Raw genomic sequence first — 18,805 nt, forward strand, 5'->3', positions numbered from 1 at the left:
TGTCTCATATTCAGTCCTCAAAGAACGGAATTTAAGAACCAAATTAAAGAACCGATTCAAAGAACAAGGCTATGGCAGGACAGGTATTCATTAATGAAATTGTAAAAGCTAGTTTTAATCTATGCCAACCTAAAAGTAAGAGGCCAATTAACATTTATTTGATAGTACGCATAAATCAGAAGCAAGCTAAATTGTCGACTGGAGTAAAAGTCTATCCAGGCATTACAATTTTTCAAATTCCTCTCTGGAGAGTTTGGTAAACTGCATGATGGACTCGATGGGGATATTGGCGGATTTCATGTTACAAGCGATTTCAAAAGCTACCTTCCTTTATTCTCTTTTCTCACTATATCTCTTTTATTGCATTTCTCCATTGTTTTAATATAGAAAAAGAATTAACAGAACTACTTGGGCTAATAGAATACAATTCTATTGGATGGATTTTCTGTGGTAAATTATATACCATTTTCTTATAATGGCTATATGCCTTTTGCCCATTAAAGCAAATTTTTCTAATCTTGGGGTGGTAACTTCAGATATGTTTCTAAATCATTCAATTGCTCATTCTTAATAGTCCTATCACTATTTCCATCACGTTCACAAGATTCAAGAATATCCCATAAAGAGATTTTATTATCTAACAATAACTGTTTTCTCTTTTCATAAGGAATAGCATAAACTTCTTCAAAAAAAGGCCAATTAGGATTACAAATTCTAAACATGATAAATTATCTTTATTCTGATAATATTGCTGATATTTTAAAGACTCACCTCCAGGTATGGTGCCTAAAATTAAAATCTCACTTTCGCTATTTTCTATAGCTGGCATAGAATATATTTTTCCATAGTTTATCAATATAGTTGTTCTATTTATCATTCACAAGATACATAAACTATTTTATGTTCTTTCCAAAAACATTACTGCCGTTATGAGCCGGATGCCTCAAATAAAAAGTCTCATGCTTCATTCCTTTTATTGCTTTTTCTGCTTTTCTCCCAATTGAACCAATATGTTTAATTTCAAATAAATCCAGTAATTTTATTAGAAATTCTTTACCCGCCATTATTTCCTGTACATAAGGTGTTCTGTTACTTTTATCATTATTTTCTTTATGAGGATGAAAAGGACAAATATTCCATAATAACGGTACTGTTCCATATTGATTATACCATTCTTTTAGCTTAGGTCACACCGTTAGAGCAGACAATTCACGCTCAGGCTTATCTTTTGAAAATATTCTATAACCTAAATTTATTCCCATCAAGTCAGGAAGCCACTCTTGGGTAAATATATCTTCACAAGTAAATGGAATACCGAATAATCTACACCCTCTATAACTAGGAGCCTCTCTCACTAAAATGACGTGACTATTATTTTTTAACATATAATGAAAATATAGTGACAAATTATACCTACATATTTCATTTTGTAATGAAGAACCTGCATATATATTAGTTAAAGTAGAGTTTGACTCAGCCTGAGCTAGTTCTTCTATAAAGATATCAATTTTATCCATATCACTTCTTTTTTATAACAGGACCGTAATATAAAAACAATTGTGTTAATAATAAAATAAATGTATACAAACCGTATTCTAAATGGGGCATTATGATATTAAAAAAAAGATAGTGTAAAAAGCCACCTTCCTTTATTTTTTTTACTATTTCAAAGGAGTAAGTTCCTTATATTCCCGATGAAGGAATGATAAAAAGGTGGGATAAGATTTTATATTAAAAAAAATAAATTACAAATCAACAAAGCATATCGTTCTGCACACTACGACACATCTATAGCTTCAATCTTTTATTATATCAGATAGTTTTACTTCTAACAGATCCGTTAATTTCACCGCCTGAAAAGTCATGTGTGCCACACTACTCTCATATAGAATCCCGATTGTTTCTTTATCAATCATTGTCAGACAACTATATCCCCATCCTTCTGCTTCGTTGAGTATGATTTGATGTTCGGGCAACCAGGTAAGATCTTTATCCAGACTTGCTTTTATTGTTATATGGTTACGTCCTTTAGTCGTATCTGGATTTGAAAACAGCAAGAGATCTTTATTTAGTATGTTCTATTGGTAAATAGAAACATAGCAATAAAAATATTAAATTTATAGTAGGTAATTATAACATTTAAGCGATTTCCACTATATTCTCAGAAACTAAAGTTACAAAAATTTATTGTATAACACAAGGAATTTATATTGCAACAGGAAAAATATATGATTGAAAACAAGAAAACTAAACATTGCAACAAGCAGCAGAGATGGTAAGAGATTGTTAAAAGTAAGATCTTTGAAACCGTTAATACCTGATGTCCTCCACTATGATAATTAATTTAATCGAAAAAAATGCTCAAATAACATGCACAAAAATATAGGTTGGAAATTTTCAGACAGGAACGGAGTTGTGGTTACTAGCATTAGGTTTCAAGAGTACAATTCATCAGGGTCTTATCAACCATAAACAACTTTCCGATCCTTTTTATGATATCAACAAATAAAAGATTCAGTGGGTGGAAAATGGAGTTGGAGAATACAGGACTGTTTTTACAATTACTTCCAAACAACTAAAACGAGATGACGCCCAATTAGTTTTTAAGGCTTTAACATGTATGCCGAATGCCTTAACTGAAGTATGTTATAGATCGCTGATTGCAGTTCAGATTCAATGCAATCATATACGTATTATATTATAGTTGTTTCCAATCAAGCAAATGCCGTTATAGTCTTTCTTAATTCGGTTAGCGTTAAATATATTTGTCTCTCTACGGTATGAACAGAGATTCCCATTATGACAGCTATCTCCTTATGGCTTTTTCCATGAAAACGACTGAGTTCAAATACTCTTCTTCTGCGATCGGGAATTGCAGCTAATGCAGAATAGATAATCCCAAGCATCTCCCGATAATGAAATCTTTCGAAAAAATCATAGTCTATTTGTGAGGAAACTGATTTCACCATATGATATTCCATGTATTCCTGTCTGACCTGCTCATGCTTGTATATGTTCAACGCGATATTCCTTGTCATAATCAAAAGATATGAGTCAAACTCCCTTTCATTGTCCAACCAAATATTCTGTCTTTCCCAAAGTCTGGCAAAAACCTCCTGGGCGACATCCTCTGCATCAGGTTCGGATTTCAGCAAGACATAAGCAAAATATTTTACTCTGGAATAATTGTTTTTGAATAACCTGGAAAAATGATCAACAGTCTCCACTTCTTCATTGTCAGCTATCATTACAATACAAAATTTAAGAAATAAAAATATTAAAAAAATACGGAACTCTCCTTTTGAATCCCGTATTTTCTTAGTTACACTCAATGTACAGTGTTATTACTTAAAATATTCAAAGAGAATTACGATGTCAATTAATAGCAACCGGTTCATCCAATTCTTTGAAACGGACATTAGTTTCTCCATTCTTTCCATTGCCGGAAGCATCTTTAATGTAAGGAACACCATCTTCTTGGGTCAAATCTCTTCCATTCAGTTTGTAATAAGCGAATAAACCGTCTGATGCGGGATCTACAGAAAGCATATTTTGTTTAATCTGATTTTCCGTACGAGCCACACTCCATAATCTGACTTCACTCATATATCCATTGAAAGGACGTTCTCCCCACATAAAGTCTTTTACTTTTCCGACAAAACATCCACCGTTTGACAAATCGAAACTTGGAGTATCCCAACTGCTTTCAGAGGCTTTTTCTCCATTAATATAGAGTATAGCCTTTCCCGAAGGCTGATCATAAGTAAATGCAACATGATACCATTGACCGGTTTTAAATTCCTGTTCAGAATGGAATTGCTTATTTCCGGCAATCTGCATCCAGTCATTGTGTCCGCCTGGCAAAGCTTCGTCACCTATACGGAGGATCAGAATACCTTCCGTTCCCATAATCGTGTTATTAGAATTAAAACGATTTAAATAGATCAAAGCTTCATAAGTAACCGATGTGAACGGACTAAGCGGACTTACCGGTATCTTGATATAATTGCTGGAGAACTGACCTACAGTCCGTATTTCTACCGGTTTGCTGATGACGAGATAAGTGAAATCCGAACCTTCGATGACAGGCAAAGAAGATGACCGCACACATACAGGCAACAGATAAGTTTTTCCTTCAGCAATATCTGCCATACCACTGAGTTTTACAGTGGTTTGCGGAGCGTATATCTTTCCGGCTTCAATAGTGGTCGATGTAACTTCCAGACTTGCCTGAGAAGGGTCGAGCAGTTCATAAGTTGTACCATGTGCGGCATTGAAAGCTTCTACCGCACTTGCTCCTCCTATTTCATAAGTTACCTCTGTCGGCGAGGAACTTTTGAAAGAAAGTCTCGCCTGCAGATCATGGGTAATGACATCATCACCCGAGGCTTTAATAGTAACACTGTTTTCTTCAAAGTATACTTTGGTTTCCAGCAAGTCACTTTCACTGTCATTGCAACCGAAAAGCAATGCTCCAATGGCAAAACCTGCTATGTATTTTAATCGAATCTTATTCATGATAATCTTTAATCTAATTTTTTACTTCAGTGGTTATTCTCCTTCTGTATTTTCCCCGTTCTGAGCGGCTTTCCACTCATTGAATACCTGCTGGTTAATTTGTATTGCCTGACGCATCCACTTATAATCCGGAGTATTACCATAATCATTGTCAAAACGATAGGCTCCTACCCCACCTTTGTAAGTGGTGCCGTTTTCAGGCATCCACCGGGCTTGGTTCAACAACTGCCCACCACTTGTTGCGCTAGACTCAAAGTTTTCTGTAATAATCAACTTTTTCAAATTACCACTCTGTGGCCTATAATTTGGGCTGGAATTTCCATATGACTGTGTAATCCAATAATCTATATATTCATCAAGCTCAGGACCAAAATGATTGATATATCCATCAATAACCAATAATTTATGTCCCTTTCCCTCCGGGTCGCTTTTCGGACCGATGTAATTACCCATTTCTTTTATTAGAAACTCCATGTTAGAATACCCATTATAACCTCTATACGTCAATGTATTATCTGCATCATTAAATCCGCCGGTCGGTTCCCAATCAATATCAAAACCGTCCCATTCACTTACAAACAAAGAATCACAAAGCGCTTTAGCGTATTTGGCCAATGCCTCTTTCATGTCGGCACCTTCAGGATTTCCGGAGGTATACCCCCAAAACTTCCAACGTGCTTTTTTTCTTTCTTCGTTCAGTTTACTGTCATTCCACCCTTCTTCTTCGGCCTGCTTCTCCACTTCTTCATAGACCCAGTCGGGAGTCCTTCCTTTACCCAGATGAGAAAGCAGACTTACTTCCAGCAATTTAATGCCTTTTACTTTCTGAACAAACTCTTTATCCTTTTTCTGTGCTTCCGTAATTTCATATCTTCCCGGAGCACCACTCCACATGGATATGATATCCATACTGTCGGGAACAGAAGTCAGATACCCCTTCCTTATCACACCGGATGGTGCCCAGTTGGAAAACCATCCGAAAGCCACAGGACGGCCATAGTTTCTGGCTGTTTCCTTATACGCCCGGAGTTCGGCATAATAAGCTTCACTCTCTTCATTGTCCATTGTATTGAAACCGCCAATATGTTCAATTTCCATTTTCTCTACATCCGTACAAGATGCAAATATTATTCCCGCTATGGGAATCGCATATAATAGTTTTTTCAGTACTTTCATAATACACATTTTTAAATTATTTATCTGCAATCCCACCACAATCTGGAGGTTGCCTTATCTGTTTTATCTTTCAATTTACTTATAGCATCTTCATAGTTGGCTCTATCTTCTGCAGATTGGGAGAAACTTATCGGATAAACCATACGGCGAATGCCTTTATCTTTGGTTATACCATTTGCAGAACCTCTGTTCTCCTGCACTTGATGCAACTTAGGATATCCTGTCCTTCTCCACTCAGTCCATGCTTCCTGCCCGTTGGGATAAAGTGCAATCCATTTTTGAATCATGATCTTTTCCAGTTTTTCTTCCTGGCTTCCTTCAAAAGCTGGAGTGGCTGTAGTAGGTTCTGAAGCCCAATAACTATTCTTAGGAGATTGAACCCGTACAAATACAGGTGCGCCTGCTCCTGTTATATAAGAATCTACACTTGTAGAGACTCCGTTTTCGTCAAACGACATCTGAATGCCTTGTTTATACAGTGCTTCGGCATCACCAAACTCCGGCCATTCCAAAGCGGCTTCAGCGCGTAAGAAATACATTTCCGATGCACGCATCCAATAAGTCGGTGTACTTCCCGTCATATTAGGCTGAGAGCAATCGGTGTATTCTCCCTTACCCATAGTATGTCCGGGAGGCACAGGGGCATACCAATTGCCATCAAATCCCAGCAGTGAATTCTCCTGTTTGATACTTGTAAAATATTTGCTCATGCGCGGATCTTTATAGCCTTGCAGATAAGCATACATACTTGTACCCATACGGCACTCCTGATAGTTGCTTGCCAAATAAGCAATGTTATTGTCAAACGCATAATTGGCATTCGGACTGATCTTGGCCTCATCATCTTTCGCGGTCATCACTCCTACGCTATGATTCAAGGCTTCATGCGCCCATTGTTTAGCCATATCGGGAGCACAATATTTCAAACGCATAGCCAGACGCAACATCAGTGAATTGGCATACTTTACCCACTTAACCGGATCTCCTGCGTACACCAGGTCAAAATCTTCCATCACTTTGGCACCTGAATTTGCCAGTGAAGTCAACTCTGTTATAGCGCTTTTCAAATCATTGAACATGGCGGTATACACTTCCTGTTCAGTGTCATACGGCACAACAAGCAAGCCTTCGCCTGCATGTGTATAAGGGATCGGACCGAATGTCTCAAGCGCCTTGTGCCAGCAGGAAATTTTCAAAATCTGTGCTAAAGCATAATTTGCCATATTTCCCGTTTCTTCTGCATTTTCTTTTATTTTTTTCCAGGAAGCATATGCCTTGGTATAAGTACTGGTATAGGTAGACGATGTCCAAGCATCCTGCAAATAATAGGTCAGATGGTTACTTCCGCTAAACCAATTGTTATTTTGACCAAAATATCCGCTCCAGACATCTGCGGAAAGATTAAATGATGTCTGATATTCATTAATGATATCTGTTTTATTTGCAGGGGTACCCACCGGAAAAACTTGTCTGGCAAGGCTCATAATAGAACCACCTACAGCCACACCATCCCGGTTCGCCTCCTCATCAGTCACTTCATAGGGATTGGTGTTAACCTCCTCATAATCGCAAGATGCCCAACAAGGCAATATGCAAAAAGCTACCAAAAGCTTATATTGATTTATCTTTTTCATTGTTGCATTATAATTTTAATTTAATACCAAAGCCGAAACTTCTGACACTTGGTTGCATAAAGTAATCGTTACCTTGACCATAAGTTCCTATAGACGGAGTCAACTCCGGATCGAAAGGAGCTTCGCAATAAAGCATCCACGGATTGTTTGCAGTGAATGAAACTGTTACATCTTTCAACACATTCTTAAACCATGAGTTGGGGAATGTATAGCTCAACGTCAGTTCCTGCAGACGAATATTGGTTGCACTGTACACATAATAACCTGAAGTATGATAATCTCCGGTTCCAATCATTTTGTAATACTTCTCTGCATCTACACGTCCTTGTCCAGGCAATAAAGCACCACCTAAATCACGAGCTTCACCAGAAGCTTTAGAAACACCGAAGCGGTCAAGAATAGCCTCTGTAGAAGAAGTTACTACACCTCCGAAACGTCCGTTGATCAGAAAACTCAATCCGAAACCTTTGTAAGAAAATGAGTTGTTCCATCCCATATTGAATTTGGGTGCAACCTGACCTAAATAAACAGGGTCCGTATTTTCCATTCCATAAGAACCGTCTTCCTTGATTTCAACAAACCCCTGACTGTCTTTCTTAAAGAATCGATCTGCATAAATGTCGTGTATACTGCCACCTACTTTTAATAAAGTACGTCCATTATCTTTTCTTACTTCCGGTATGTTGATTGGCTCTGAAGTAATGTCTGTATGGAAGTTTTCGACCATTTCTTTGATTTCATTAATATTACGCGAGAAAGTCAGACTGGAAGAAAGACTGAAATCACCGAATTTGTCATTATACCCCAAAGAGGCTTCCCAACCACGGTTCTGAACATTACCTGCTTGCAGATAAATCTGTTTGTAACCGGTAGACTCGGGCAGATCACCCAAGAAAGTCTGATTGTAAGTGTTAGACTTATAATAAGTAACTTCCGCACTCAACTTATTCCATAAACGAAGACTTAAACCAAATTCGTAAGAACGGGTACGTTCTGCCTTGAAATCTGTAAAAGGATAAATCATATCTTCTTTAAGCGCTCCTCCTTCAATGGGCACGGTTACAGTACCCGGAGTCAGACCTGATCTGGAGACCGGTGAACCTACCTCTGTATAAGAACCGCGAACTTTCAAATATGAAATGAAATCGGGTAAATCAAACATTTCGGTAACAATGGCAGAAAGGCCGACTGAAGGATAGAAGAATGATTCTTCATCTGTATTCACCAAACGGGAATTCCAGTCATTACGTCCAGTCAAAGTCAAATACAACATACTCTTGTAACCAAGTTCCAAGTTGGCGAAAAGCGCATTATTGCGGACACGGCTGTCACCTTCACCTTCAATGACACGCGCTTTGCTGGCATTGATGTTTCCTGCTGTAAATTTGTTGGGGATCAATGCCAACGGACCTCTATAACCGCTCAATTCTGCCCAGTAATTGGAATAACTGTAACCTAAATTGGCAGAAAGGCTGAAATCTTTGATTTGTTTGTTGATATTCACCATGAAATCCGCATATTCCTGGCGGTCTTTATAATGGTTGTATTCATAAAGGCCTTTTTTGGAACCTTCAGTGAATACATCATAAGAAGAGGCATATATTTTCCGCTCAAAATCAATGTATGAATCATCCATACGATAACGGGCAGCAACATTCAACCAATCGAAAATTTTATAAGTCAGACCTACATTGAACATATAACGGCTTTTTTCGCTGGGAGCAACATTACGGTAGGCTGTCCAATATGGATTCTGCGAAGCATAAGTACCTTCACTTATAGGCCAATATTGCTCTGAAATGTTACGTGCCGAATTTTCACGTTCAAAAATTCTGATAGCATCCCAACTTTCCCCACGCGGGAACAAATAGGCTGCCATAACAGGATTCCAATATTGTCCTTGTGAAACCATATTTTGGTCTGTCTGCTTCACGTAAGATGCACCTAAATCCAACTGTAATTTATCATTGAGGAATGTAGATGTATTGCGAATAGTGAAGTTTAATCTGTCATATTCATTGTTTGGCACAATGCCTTTTGAATTCGTAGAAGAAATAGAAGCAAAAGTCTGATTGTTCTTGTTACCGGTAGTCAAAGTCAATGAATTTATAAAATTGGTACCAGTATTGAAGAAATCATCCTTAGGATCATACGAAGTAGGTGTAGTCATCAGATCACCCCAACTTTCATATATTCCGCTCTTGTTCCGATAAGTTGTCTGGAACTCGGGGGTCATATAAGCTTTGCTGAACTCGGAAGAAGAGGAGAAAGAGATTGAAAGTTTTCCTTCTTTACCTTTTTTGGTAGTAATCAGGATAACTCCATTCGCTGCACTACTACCATACAATGCAGCAGCTGATGGACCACTCAGTACAGAAATACTCTCTATATCTTCCGGGTTAAAGTCAGCGATGCCTTCGGTAGTAGCTCTACCCTCACCCAATACATCATTGCCAGTACCCAAAGTCGTATTGAACAAAGGTATACCGTCTACTACATACAATGCACTGTTATCACCTTCGATCGATTTGGCGCCACGCATTACTACACGCGTAGAACCGCCGGCACCACCGGCACTTTTATTAATAGTAACACCGGCAATCTTACCATTAAGAGAATTGACAAAGTTGGCATCTTTAGTACGTACCAGTTCTTCTGATTTTACCTGCTGCACGTTGTAACTTAAAGCCTTTTCTGCTCTTTTAATACCCAATGCAGTGACAACCACCTCATCCAAAGCCTGAGTATCTTCACTCAATGTGATATTCAGGGAATTAGCATTAGTTACCGTCACCGACTGTGAAGCATAGCCGATATAAGAAAACTCAAGAATATCCCCAGCGGAAACTTTTAATGTGAATTTCCCATCCAGGTCAGTCACAGTACCGTTGGTAGTACCCTTTACCAACACACTTACACCAATCAGCGGTTCTCCTTTGGTATCCTTTACGATACCGGAAACACTGATTACATTGTCTTGCACTTGGCTCATAGAATGATAGTCAGATGCATACAAGCCCCCACCACCAGCCAACAAGAACAAGCTAAAAAGCAGGCAGAAGCCCTTGCGATTCAGATTTGTTTTCATTAAATAATAAATTTAAAATTAAAAAAGTTTTAGACAAATAACGGATAGTTATATTTACAGACGTTATTACAAAGAGGTTCCAAAAGGAAGTTTGCAGATTTTCAACATATTAACAGCTGGGCTATTAGATACTCGTTTTTTCATGTTATGTATTAATTTTTAGGTTTAACGGCACAAATATACATATTATATAAAAACAAACAATACAATATATGTTAAATTTTAGGTTCGCTAATATTTTCGGAAACATGCAATTATTAATTTACATATTATATTAATATATAAATACAGTAGATTTAAACTATTTATAAATAAGTGAAATATGATTATAACTGCCCTAAGGATAGTCAAGAATAGAAATTGATTACTCTTTTTGATATACGGTTATCATAAATGCATAAAAAAAGAGCGGGCAGACATAAATCATCATGCTTACCCCCTCTTTCGTCAATAATGAGTCCAATTTTCGAACTGTTCCTTAAAATCTGTATGCTGCTCCAATGTTTATGACCCCTTGATCAAAATCACTTACCAGCTGATATCTAAATTCAAAATTCATGGCCCAGTTACGAGGTAAAGTAAGTTCAGCTCCTGCACCCAAATTTACACCAAACCGACACTCATTATGGTTCCCTCCATCATCAAAATGAAGATGGTCGCCATCCCAATCAAGGTCCAAATCATACCCATCAAACATCCAGTTAGATAAAGTCAAACCAAATAAAGGATAAAGTTTAACGCTCCCGGACACCGCAAACAGATAATGAAAATTCACATTCACATCCAACATGCTTACGTTGTCATTCTCAAAGAAATAGTTCAAAGATGGTTCTATACGAATAGGATTAGTTATATTATACTGATATTTGATCCCCAATCCTATACTTTCAATCTCTGTCCCATAGCTGAGTCCGAAACCTATAGCCTGCTTCCCTTTCTGGGCATATGAGCAGCTTAACGTCAGAAAGAAAACGATAAATAAAACGAATATTTTTTTCATACTAAATGATTATTTGGAAGTTATAATATAGAATATAAATCAATGTTCCAATTCCAAGATAGAAAAAACAGAAAGAAACATGCTGGCTATCAACTGCCCGATTTGAACAGACTAGAATTTATATCCTAAAGTAATACCAATATTAGCATTATGGGGAGCATTTCCGTCCATCACCTTGCAAAAACCAAGTTGGGTATCAAGACCTACCAGAATGCGTCCGAATTCCACACCAAGTCCGATATTCCATCCTGCATCAAACCGATTATAGTCCAATCCGTCATTACCGAATGTGTCAATCTTATCATCACCGGTGATATTGATACTGCCAACGGACGCCCCGCCATCAACCTTAGTTTTTCCACCCACTCCGCAAGCCAGATACGGACCTGTCGCTATGACAAGATTAGTGTTATCCGCAATATTAAAACGGAACTGTACATTGATGGGCAATTCCAGGTAGAGCTGGTTGATTTTTACATCAGCATCGGCATCTATGATGCTTCCGTCATATCCTTCTGAATATTTCGCACCTTTTTGCGAAAAGAACAGCGAAGGCTGCAAGGAAACCAGATCGGTAAACTGATATTCCATTCCCACTCCGACACGTGCCCCCGGTTTGAATTTGGAATGGTCAGAATTGTCGCCAATGTAACTGCTAAGATTAAGACCGGCCTTTACATTAAAAGACAGTTGTGCAAAGCCCATCGTGCAACACAACGCTAAAAAAACAGTAAAAAAAACTTTTTTCATCACATTTGTAAATTTTAAAATATTTGATTAATGTCCTGCAAACAGTACATAAAAACACTGTTACTTTATTTATCATGAAATTTCCGCAAAAGTATATATCATCTTCTATAAAACGGCAACTTTTCATACCTCAAAAACGGATAAAAGGAATTTATGATCTCTTTTACAGAAATAATAAACAGCAAATATACTTTTTGGGGTAGAAAGGAAAGATTTATATTTGTATTCATTTTATACCTTTTCTAAAAGAATAAAAATGTGATAAGTCGGATTCTACAAAGTTGTTACTATGAATAAAGCAAAAAAATATTTGGGAATACTGGTCTGTTTTTCTTTCTTGCCATACTCCCTAACCAGCCGGAATAGATGTCGGGAAAACGGTTGGTACCACATTTATCCGGACAAACAGACAGTATCTCCAGAAAACCTATCGTGACAACTAAAGATTTCATTTTCCTTAGACTGGAGACAGACTATTCGGGGAAATATACAATTAACGGGCAAATCAGTAAATACAAAATGAATAAATGGGTGAAAGAAACAGAAAGAGCAACAGGCAGGCAAATTGCTTTTGTATTCAATGACTCTATCATAGCCAGGCCACGGGTTAATTGCAGAATTGAAAATGGAGTTTTCCAAATTACCTCCATTTCTGATAAAAAATTGCCGGACATATACAAAGAACTGAAACAGGAAAAAATTGATTCCATTGAAGTTCTTTTCAAGGACTAGGAAAAGGATTCCCTTTACTGTACCATGTCCCCGGAATGCAGAGACTCCATAAGAAAGAATGGCGACCGATTATTGGGAAGTCACTGCATGGATAGACCTGGCTACTAAGTCCGAGGAGCACTATTGGTACAGCATAACGGATTCCACTGAATATAAACAGTTGGAAAAGGCATTGCAGGAAGAACTTCGCAAGCCCAATTTCAGCAGCGGAGCTTCAGACTATATGAAGTCAAAATCATATCTGGCATATAAAACACATATATACAACCATCAACCTTATGTTCCTAAGTTTTCTTTTCAAAGAAATCAGGGGATTGTACAGCTGCCTGGTAGATGATATTATTCAGACCAAATATACTTCCGCTCCAAGTATAAAGACATTCGTGGAAAAAACTGACAACTCTGATGACGAAAGATTTGCCGTATATAGATGGCAGCGAAAAGTCTGTTTTTTGATGAACAAGGAGAAATAAATATATGAAGAGGGAAAAGTCATGTTTTTCATATAGAAAGAAAAACGCTGAAGAAAGGACACCGAACACGTTCCAAGACACCGTGAATCTTTTCAAATGACCTTCAACATAATATATGTCATTTCAAAGGGGACAGTTCCATGTATTCCCGGGACATATCCAGACTTCCATACTCTCCAAACCTGTTATAAACTGCGAACTTCGTGGAAGTAAGTTCTTCAATATCCCAATAATGGCTCTCACCGAAATAAATCGTATTGGAACCCTGATTATAAAAAGCCCACCGGTAATAAATTTCTGTTCTGGATTCCTCCTCATTCTTGTTGGTCCAAATGATGGTACGTGTACAAGTGCCGTCCCTTTTGAACTGATAGATTTCCCGGGATGTTTCTCCTGCATCATGAATGGTATTTTCAGTGGACCATGTCACGTCACAAACCAAAGAGATGACGTTATTCTCCCCTTCCGTATAATATCCGTTCTTTTCAACACACCCGGTCAGAAAAAAACTGTAGAGAGAACCAGACATATGCACAACCTGTTCATCTGCGTAAGAATTTGAGATCCGCAATATATGGAACATCCTCATTTAGACTGATTACCTCAAAATTCCAGTTCATATCATTGTTTGTCAACCATTCGAAACAGGGGGCTATATGATAACCGACACCGCAGAATAACACACTGACATCCTTCTTCTCTATGTCATCATCCAGTTCACATGTTACCAGAAACGCCCATCCTGCATTCTTATAAGCCTGTGGATTCAAATCCAAAGACATCTCAATATAATTGCAGCCATCAATATAACACTGTTTCTTTATTTGGTGAAGATGCTTATCCTTATCAGGGGATAATTGCTGTTTCTGATATTAGTGAGGTTGCTAATTATCAGTCGTACTTTTTGAAAAAAGCACAGTCTCTGATGAAAAACCGTATCGGTTCGGCACACAGGGATGACAAAGCTCATTATGAGGGATTACTTATAAAAATAGGAAACTTATTGAATAAATAACGTGAATTCGAAATAAGAATAAATATATTTTTCTGACAATTAGAAACATAGCGATAAAATCATTAAATTTATAGTGTCCAATTATAACATTTAAACGATTACCATTATGTTTCCAGAGTCTAAAGTTACAGAGATTTATTGTATGGCCGATGATTTTTGCAAGGAATTTACATTTCAACAGGAAAAATATGTGATTGAGTATAAGAAGACCAATCATCGTAACACCCCCAACCGTATGAGTGATGCTGAGATTATGGTTATTCTAATCCTATTTCACTCCGGTGGTTTCCGCTGTTTCAAGCATTACTATAAGGAATATGTCTGTAAACATCTGAAACACCTTTTTCCGCGTCAGGTTTCTCATAACCGTTTTGTGGAACTGGAGAAGGAAGTATTGCTTCCCATGACCATCTTCATCAAAAAAGTCCTGCTGGGAACCTGTACCGGCATCAGTTTTGTCGACTCCGCTCCCTTACGTGTTTGCCGTAACCAAAGAATCCTTATTCATAAGACATTTGAGGGACTTGCCGAGCGTGGAAGTGTGCAATGGGATGGTTCTTCGGATTCAAGTTGCATCTGATAATCAATGACAAGGGTGAGATTCTCAATTTCATGTTCACGCCTGGAAACGTGGATGACCGGGAACCGTTGAAGCAAGGTAAGTTTCTGGAAAACATCAAAGGAAAACTATGCGCAGACAAAGAATATATTGGTCAGGCTCTGTTTGAGAACCTTTTTCTTAATGGCATACAGCTTGTCACTAAAGTTAAAAACAATATGAAGAATTCACTGATGAGTATTGCCGACAAGATTTTGCTCAGAAAAAGAGCCCTGATTGAAACAGTCAATGACGAATTGAAGAACATTGCGCAGATAGAACACTCCAGACATCGTTCATTCAATAACTTTATAGCCAACTCCTTGTCGGCTATCGCGGCATACTGTTTTTTTTGAAAAGAAGCCCGCCATTGACGTAAATTTTGTCAATGACGGACAACTTGCTATTTTTTGATTTTATTTCGAACCCACATTAAATAAGTAAGTCAGAATACGATGAAGTAAACCCTAAAAGTTTCTTGTCTAACTTTTAGGGTTTATTTTATATGATTAATGTACTAATCAACGTGAGTTGATTTCCATCTAGTGCAATCTCATATTTTCTTCCTTTTACAGTTTTGAGTGTGAGCGTACTGTCTTTATACCTTAAAGTACAAGGTCCTCCGGACTTAGAAAGAATGCAAGCTTTTTCCAGTCTTCCCTTTTTCCATGAAATTGAAATCTCGTAGTTTCCTTTGGCACATATTCCGCTTATCGAACCATTTGTCCATGCATCCGGTAAAGCAGGGAGCAATTGGATGGTTCCGGTATGGCTTTGTAACAGCATTTCGGTAATACCTGCCGTGCCGCCGAAATTTCCGTCAATTTGGAAAGGCGCATGGCTATCCCATAGGTTGTCTAGTGTACTGTTGCTTAATAAATTGTTGTAAAGTTTATATGCATGATTTCCGTCTTGCAGCCGTGCCCATTGATTAAGTTTCCAACCCATGCTCCAGCCTGTACCACCGTCTCCGCGATGTTCCAGTACTACTTTGGCAGCTTTTGCAAGTTCGGGGGTGGTCAGTGGAGAAATAGTATGTCCCGGATGTAAACCGAATAAATGGTTGACATGGCGGTGTTCATCTTTCGGATCGTCTATGTCTGTCGACCATTCCAATAATTGACCGTATCTTCCTATACGGTACGGAACCAGTTTTGCCAGTATATTTTTCCATTGTCTGCGTTCTTTCCTGTCTACTCCGAGCACTTTGCTTGCTTCTATGGCATCTAATAAGATTTCGCGTACTACGGCATGTGCGAAAGTGACTCCTTCATCCACCGGTCCGTGTTCGGGGGAGGTAGAGGGAGCGGCGGTATAAGTACCGTCGGGTTTATGCCACAAATGGTCTACAGTAAATTGTGCACTGCTTTTGATCAGCTCATAACCGATTTCTTTCAGAAATTTCTTGTCACGAGTATAATCGTAATATTCCCAAATATGTGTGGCGAGCCATGGACCGGCGATAGGATTGAGGTTCCACTCCATGGATTTACTGGATAGAGGTGCGGTGAATCCGAAAATATTGGCTGAAATGGACGCTGTCCATCCACGGGCATTGAAATAGGCTTGTGCCGTCTTCTCACCCGGTTTTACCAGGCTGCGTATAAAATCTATTAACGGCCATGTGCATTCTGAAAGGTTGGTGGAACACGCAGGCCAATAATTCATTTGAATGTTGATATTGTTGTGATAGTCCACCCGCCACGGACCATCCAGATTGTTGTGCCACAATCCTTGCAGGTTGGCAGGCATATTGCCTGGACGTGAACTGGCGATGAGCAGATAACGTCCGAATTGATAGTACAACTGTTCCAGTTGATAATCCGGCACGCCTTTTCTATAATTATCCAGACGCTTGTAGGTCGGCAAATCGGGAGTACCAGCCTCCGGATTGATTTGTAACTGTACCCGGTTAAATAAAGCTGTATAATCCGTTTTGTGGTTCCTTAGAAGTTCGTCGTATCCTTTTTCCAGAGCATTGTTCATTATAGCTAGGGTTGTTTGCTCCGGGTCCTTGCCGACATAAGTCTGCGGGTCATTGAAATCCGGATTAGAGTTCATCTTATAATCCGTATCTGCTGTAAGCAGAAATACCACCTCATCCGCATCTTTCACAATAATCCGGTCGTTTTCGGTTTTCAATATTCCTCCCTTATGAAGAGCTTTGATTCGGAAAGCGAATTTCATTTTGTTGTTATCGAGCACTCCGGTATAGACCAAGCCGTTGTTTCCATCTGCTGAAAGATAACTTTCTGCTTCACTGTTGGGACAATAACTGAGTACTAGATTTTGTTTTCCTTTTTTATTGGCAGTGAATTTCATGACCATGACACTGTCAGGGTATGAAATAAAATATTTCCGTTGATATTCTGTTCCGTCTTTGTCGAACTGTACCACAGCCATAGCTGAATCCAATGAAAGAATACGGCGGTAGTTCTTCATATTAATCTCGCTAAGTCCTGTTTCTATGTAAAGTTCTCCCATCGTGGTAAAGGAACCGAAGCGGAACGGAGTCTCATCCCTTTCTTCATATTCGGCCAGGCCGTTGAAATTTTCCTGAGTAAGGCGGGCCGCCTTTTCTTTGTCTCCATCTAAAAAGGCTTGTCGGATATCCTTTAATATATTTGCCGACTGTTTGTTTACGTTCCAGTAATATCCTGCTCCTTTGGCGGTATTCGGTCCTCCTTTCCAGAGTGTTTTCTCATTCAGTGTAATTCGTTCTGCGGATATAGATCCCAGTATATTTGCTCCCAGACTACCGTTGCCAATTGGTAGGGAACTGTTCTCCCATGCTTTGTCAGGATTATTCCCCAATCCGGAAGCGCGTAGCCAAATGGCCCGATTGTCCAAGCCATTAGGAGTATCAAACCATATGGAAAGTCCCTGTGTATAATCAATCGTTTGGGATGATGATACGGAAACTGAGAGAAATATAAAAAGAATAATAAAATAGCATTTTTTCATAAGAGCCTGTTTTAAATGAAAACTTGATAAAATTTCTGTCTTTGTCCAATTATGGCAGCTTTATTTGAAATGGTCAAGCTTGTAATAAAGATGTATCAGACAGATTTGATGGAAACAGGGCAGCAATATATAACAAAAGTATTGATTCTGCAAGAAAGAAAGCCCAAATATGATTTGTGTATGATAGGATCGTAAAAAGAATATTCTTATGGATGGAATATGACAGGAAACCCTGTCGAAACAATGAATTGACGTTTTTGTCCGATAATGAACAGTTGTTTATATGTAAATTGATGTATAACATATTGTAATTCAAGTGTATATCCGTATGATTGAATAACAGGGCAGACGCATTAAAAATTATTTTCCTGTAAAAGTTGTGATAAATATTTTTCATCCCATCCGGCTTTTAGTCTTTTCAGATTCATGCTTCCTTTTGTTGTTTTCTCATTCTTTAGTATGGTAAGCGCCATCTTTGTTGCCACCGAAAAGTTTCTGGCTGCATTTTTCACCTTTTTACTGTAGTCTTCCCGAAAGGTAACATCCAGTTGCCAATGAAGATTATTCTCAATAGACCAATGCTGCCTGATGGCAGATGCAATCTCCTCCGGTTTGGTATTATCAAGTGAAGTTACATAGTATCTGACCTCTTGAGTATATTCTCCTGTTGCTACTATTGTCCTCTCCGACTTTATCCCTACAATAGACTTCAACCCCACAAGTTTCTTCTTAAACATTTTCTCCATAATAGATCCATAACTGACTACAGTGCATGTTCTTGTCTCAATCCTTCCATGTCCGGTGTTTTCCGACACATGCCTGGTGACTCTATTGATTATTTCATCTTTATCCTGATA

At 38.4% G+C, this 18,805-nt stretch carries 16 protein-coding genes and 2 pseudogenes; 3 read left to right on the plus strand and 15 right to left on the minus strand.

The window, feature by feature from the left end:
* Positions 1-512: 512 nt before the first annotated feature.
* The 11 genes and pseudogenes from H8S63_RS13005 to H8S63_RS13055 form a co-directional block, all read right to left on the minus strand.
* The gene (locus H8S63_RS13005) at positions 513-722 is read right to left on the minus strand and encodes a G/U mismatch DNA glycosylase (RefSeq protein ID WP_022274772.1); all 210 of its coding nucleotides are present in this window, start codon (positions 720-722) and stop codon (positions 513-515) included.
* Between the two features lie 171 nt (positions 723-893).
* On the minus strand, positions 894-1,064 hold the full coding sequence (locus tag H8S63_RS13010) for a hypothetical protein (protein WP_186927014.1): 171 nt from the start codon (positions 1,062-1,064) through the stop codon (positions 894-896).
* A gap of 123 nt (positions 1,065-1,187) precedes the next feature.
* Positions 1,188-1,517 carry a hypothetical protein gene (locus tag H8S63_RS13015; protein WP_186927015.1) on the minus strand — a complete coding sequence of 110 codons (330 nt, stop codon included), beginning with the start codon at positions 1,515-1,517 and terminating at the stop codon, positions 1,188-1,190.
* A 279-nt stretch (positions 1,518-1,796) separates the two neighbouring features.
* A pseudogene (locus tag H8S63_RS13020) lies at positions 1,797-2,078 on the minus strand (sialidase); the annotation flags it as partial.
* Between the two features lie 636 nt (positions 2,079-2,714).
* A complete protein-coding gene (locus tag H8S63_RS13025) occupies positions 2,715-3,248 on the minus strand; it encodes an RNA polymerase sigma-70 factor (RefSeq protein WP_186927016.1) in 534 nt (177 codons plus the stop codon).
* Between the two features lie 127 nt (positions 3,249-3,375).
* Positions 3,376-4,518: a DUF1735 and LamG domain-containing protein gene (locus H8S63_RS13030; RefSeq protein ID WP_186927017.1), complete on the minus strand. Its 1,143-nt coding sequence runs from the start codon at positions 4,516-4,518 to the stop codon at positions 3,376-3,378.
* A 33-nt stretch (positions 4,519-4,551) separates the two neighbouring features.
* Entirely contained in the window at positions 4,552-5,694 is a 1,143-nt protein-coding gene (locus H8S63_RS13035) for a glycoside hydrolase family 18 (RefSeq protein ID WP_186927018.1), read from the minus strand.
* A 20-nt stretch (positions 5,695-5,714) separates the two neighbouring features.
* The gene (locus tag H8S63_RS13040; protein WP_186927019.1) at positions 5,715-7,328 is read right to left on the minus strand and encodes a SusD/RagB family nutrient-binding outer membrane lipoprotein; all 1,614 of its coding nucleotides are present in this window, start codon (positions 7,326-7,328) and stop codon (positions 5,715-5,717) included.
* A 7-nt stretch (positions 7,329-7,335) separates the two neighbouring features.
* On the minus strand, positions 7,336-10,416 hold the full coding sequence (locus H8S63_RS13045; protein WP_186927020.1) for a TonB-dependent receptor: 3,081 nt from the start codon (positions 10,414-10,416) through the stop codon (positions 7,336-7,338).
* Positions 10,417-10,894: 478 nt separating this feature from the next.
* Positions 10,895-11,416, minus strand: coding sequence for an outer membrane beta-barrel protein (locus H8S63_RS13050; protein ID WP_186927021.1), 522 nt, complete (start codon positions 11,414-11,416; stop codon positions 10,895-10,897).
* A 111-nt stretch (positions 11,417-11,527) separates the two neighbouring features.
* On the minus strand, positions 11,528-12,166 hold the full coding sequence (locus H8S63_RS13055; RefSeq protein ID WP_186927022.1) for a porin family protein: 639 nt from the start codon (positions 12,164-12,166) through the stop codon (positions 11,528-11,530).
* A gap of 366 nt (positions 12,167-12,532) precedes the next feature.
* Here H8S63_RS13055 and H8S63_RS20150 point away from each other — a divergent pair, with 366 nt between their 5' ends.
* Positions 12,533-12,898: a hypothetical protein gene (locus tag H8S63_RS20150; RefSeq protein ID WP_229102231.1), complete on the plus strand. Its 366-nt coding sequence runs from the start codon at positions 12,533-12,535 to the stop codon at positions 12,896-12,898.
* Positions 12,899-12,956: 58 nt separating this feature from the next.
* Positions 12,957-13,235, plus strand: a complete 279-nt coding sequence (locus H8S63_RS20155; RefSeq protein WP_255467658.1) for a hypothetical protein — start codon at positions 12,957-12,959, stop codon at positions 13,233-13,235.
* A gap of 254 nt (positions 13,236-13,489) precedes the next feature.
* On the opposite strand, the gene H8S63_RS13065 is transcribed toward H8S63_RS20155, so the two are convergent.
* On the minus strand, positions 13,490-13,900 hold the full coding sequence (locus H8S63_RS13065) for a hypothetical protein (RefSeq protein WP_186927023.1): 411 nt from the start codon (positions 13,898-13,900) through the stop codon (positions 13,490-13,492).
* 13 nt (positions 13,901-13,913) lie between these two features.
* A complete protein-coding gene (locus tag H8S63_RS13070; RefSeq protein ID WP_229102233.1) occupies positions 13,914-14,153 on the minus strand; it encodes a hypothetical protein in 240 nt (79 codons plus the stop codon).
* A gap of 339 nt (positions 14,154-14,492) precedes the next feature.
* Here H8S63_RS13070 and H8S63_RS13075 point away from each other — a divergent pair.
* Positions 14,493-15,398: pseudogene (locus tag H8S63_RS13075) on the plus strand (IS982 family transposase).
* Between the two features lie 87 nt (positions 15,399-15,485).
* Here H8S63_RS13075 and H8S63_RS13080 read toward each other — a convergent pair.
* Complete coding sequence (locus H8S63_RS13080; protein ID WP_186927024.1) at positions 15,486-17,948, minus strand: glycoside hydrolase N-terminal domain-containing protein; 2,463 nt, start codon at positions 17,946-17,948, stop codon at positions 15,486-15,488.
* Between the two features lie 353 nt (positions 17,949-18,301).
* A partial coding sequence (locus H8S63_RS13085) for an ISAs1 family transposase (protein ID WP_186927025.1) occupies positions 18,302-18,805 on the minus strand: 504 nt, incomplete at its 5' end.

Origin of the sequence: Bacteroides sp. NSJ-39 (genome assembly GCF_014287315.1) — a bacterium.
In the GTDB taxonomy this organism is placed as follows: Bacteria; Bacteroidota; Bacteroidia; order Bacteroidales; family Bacteroidaceae; genus Bacteroides; species Bacteroides finegoldii.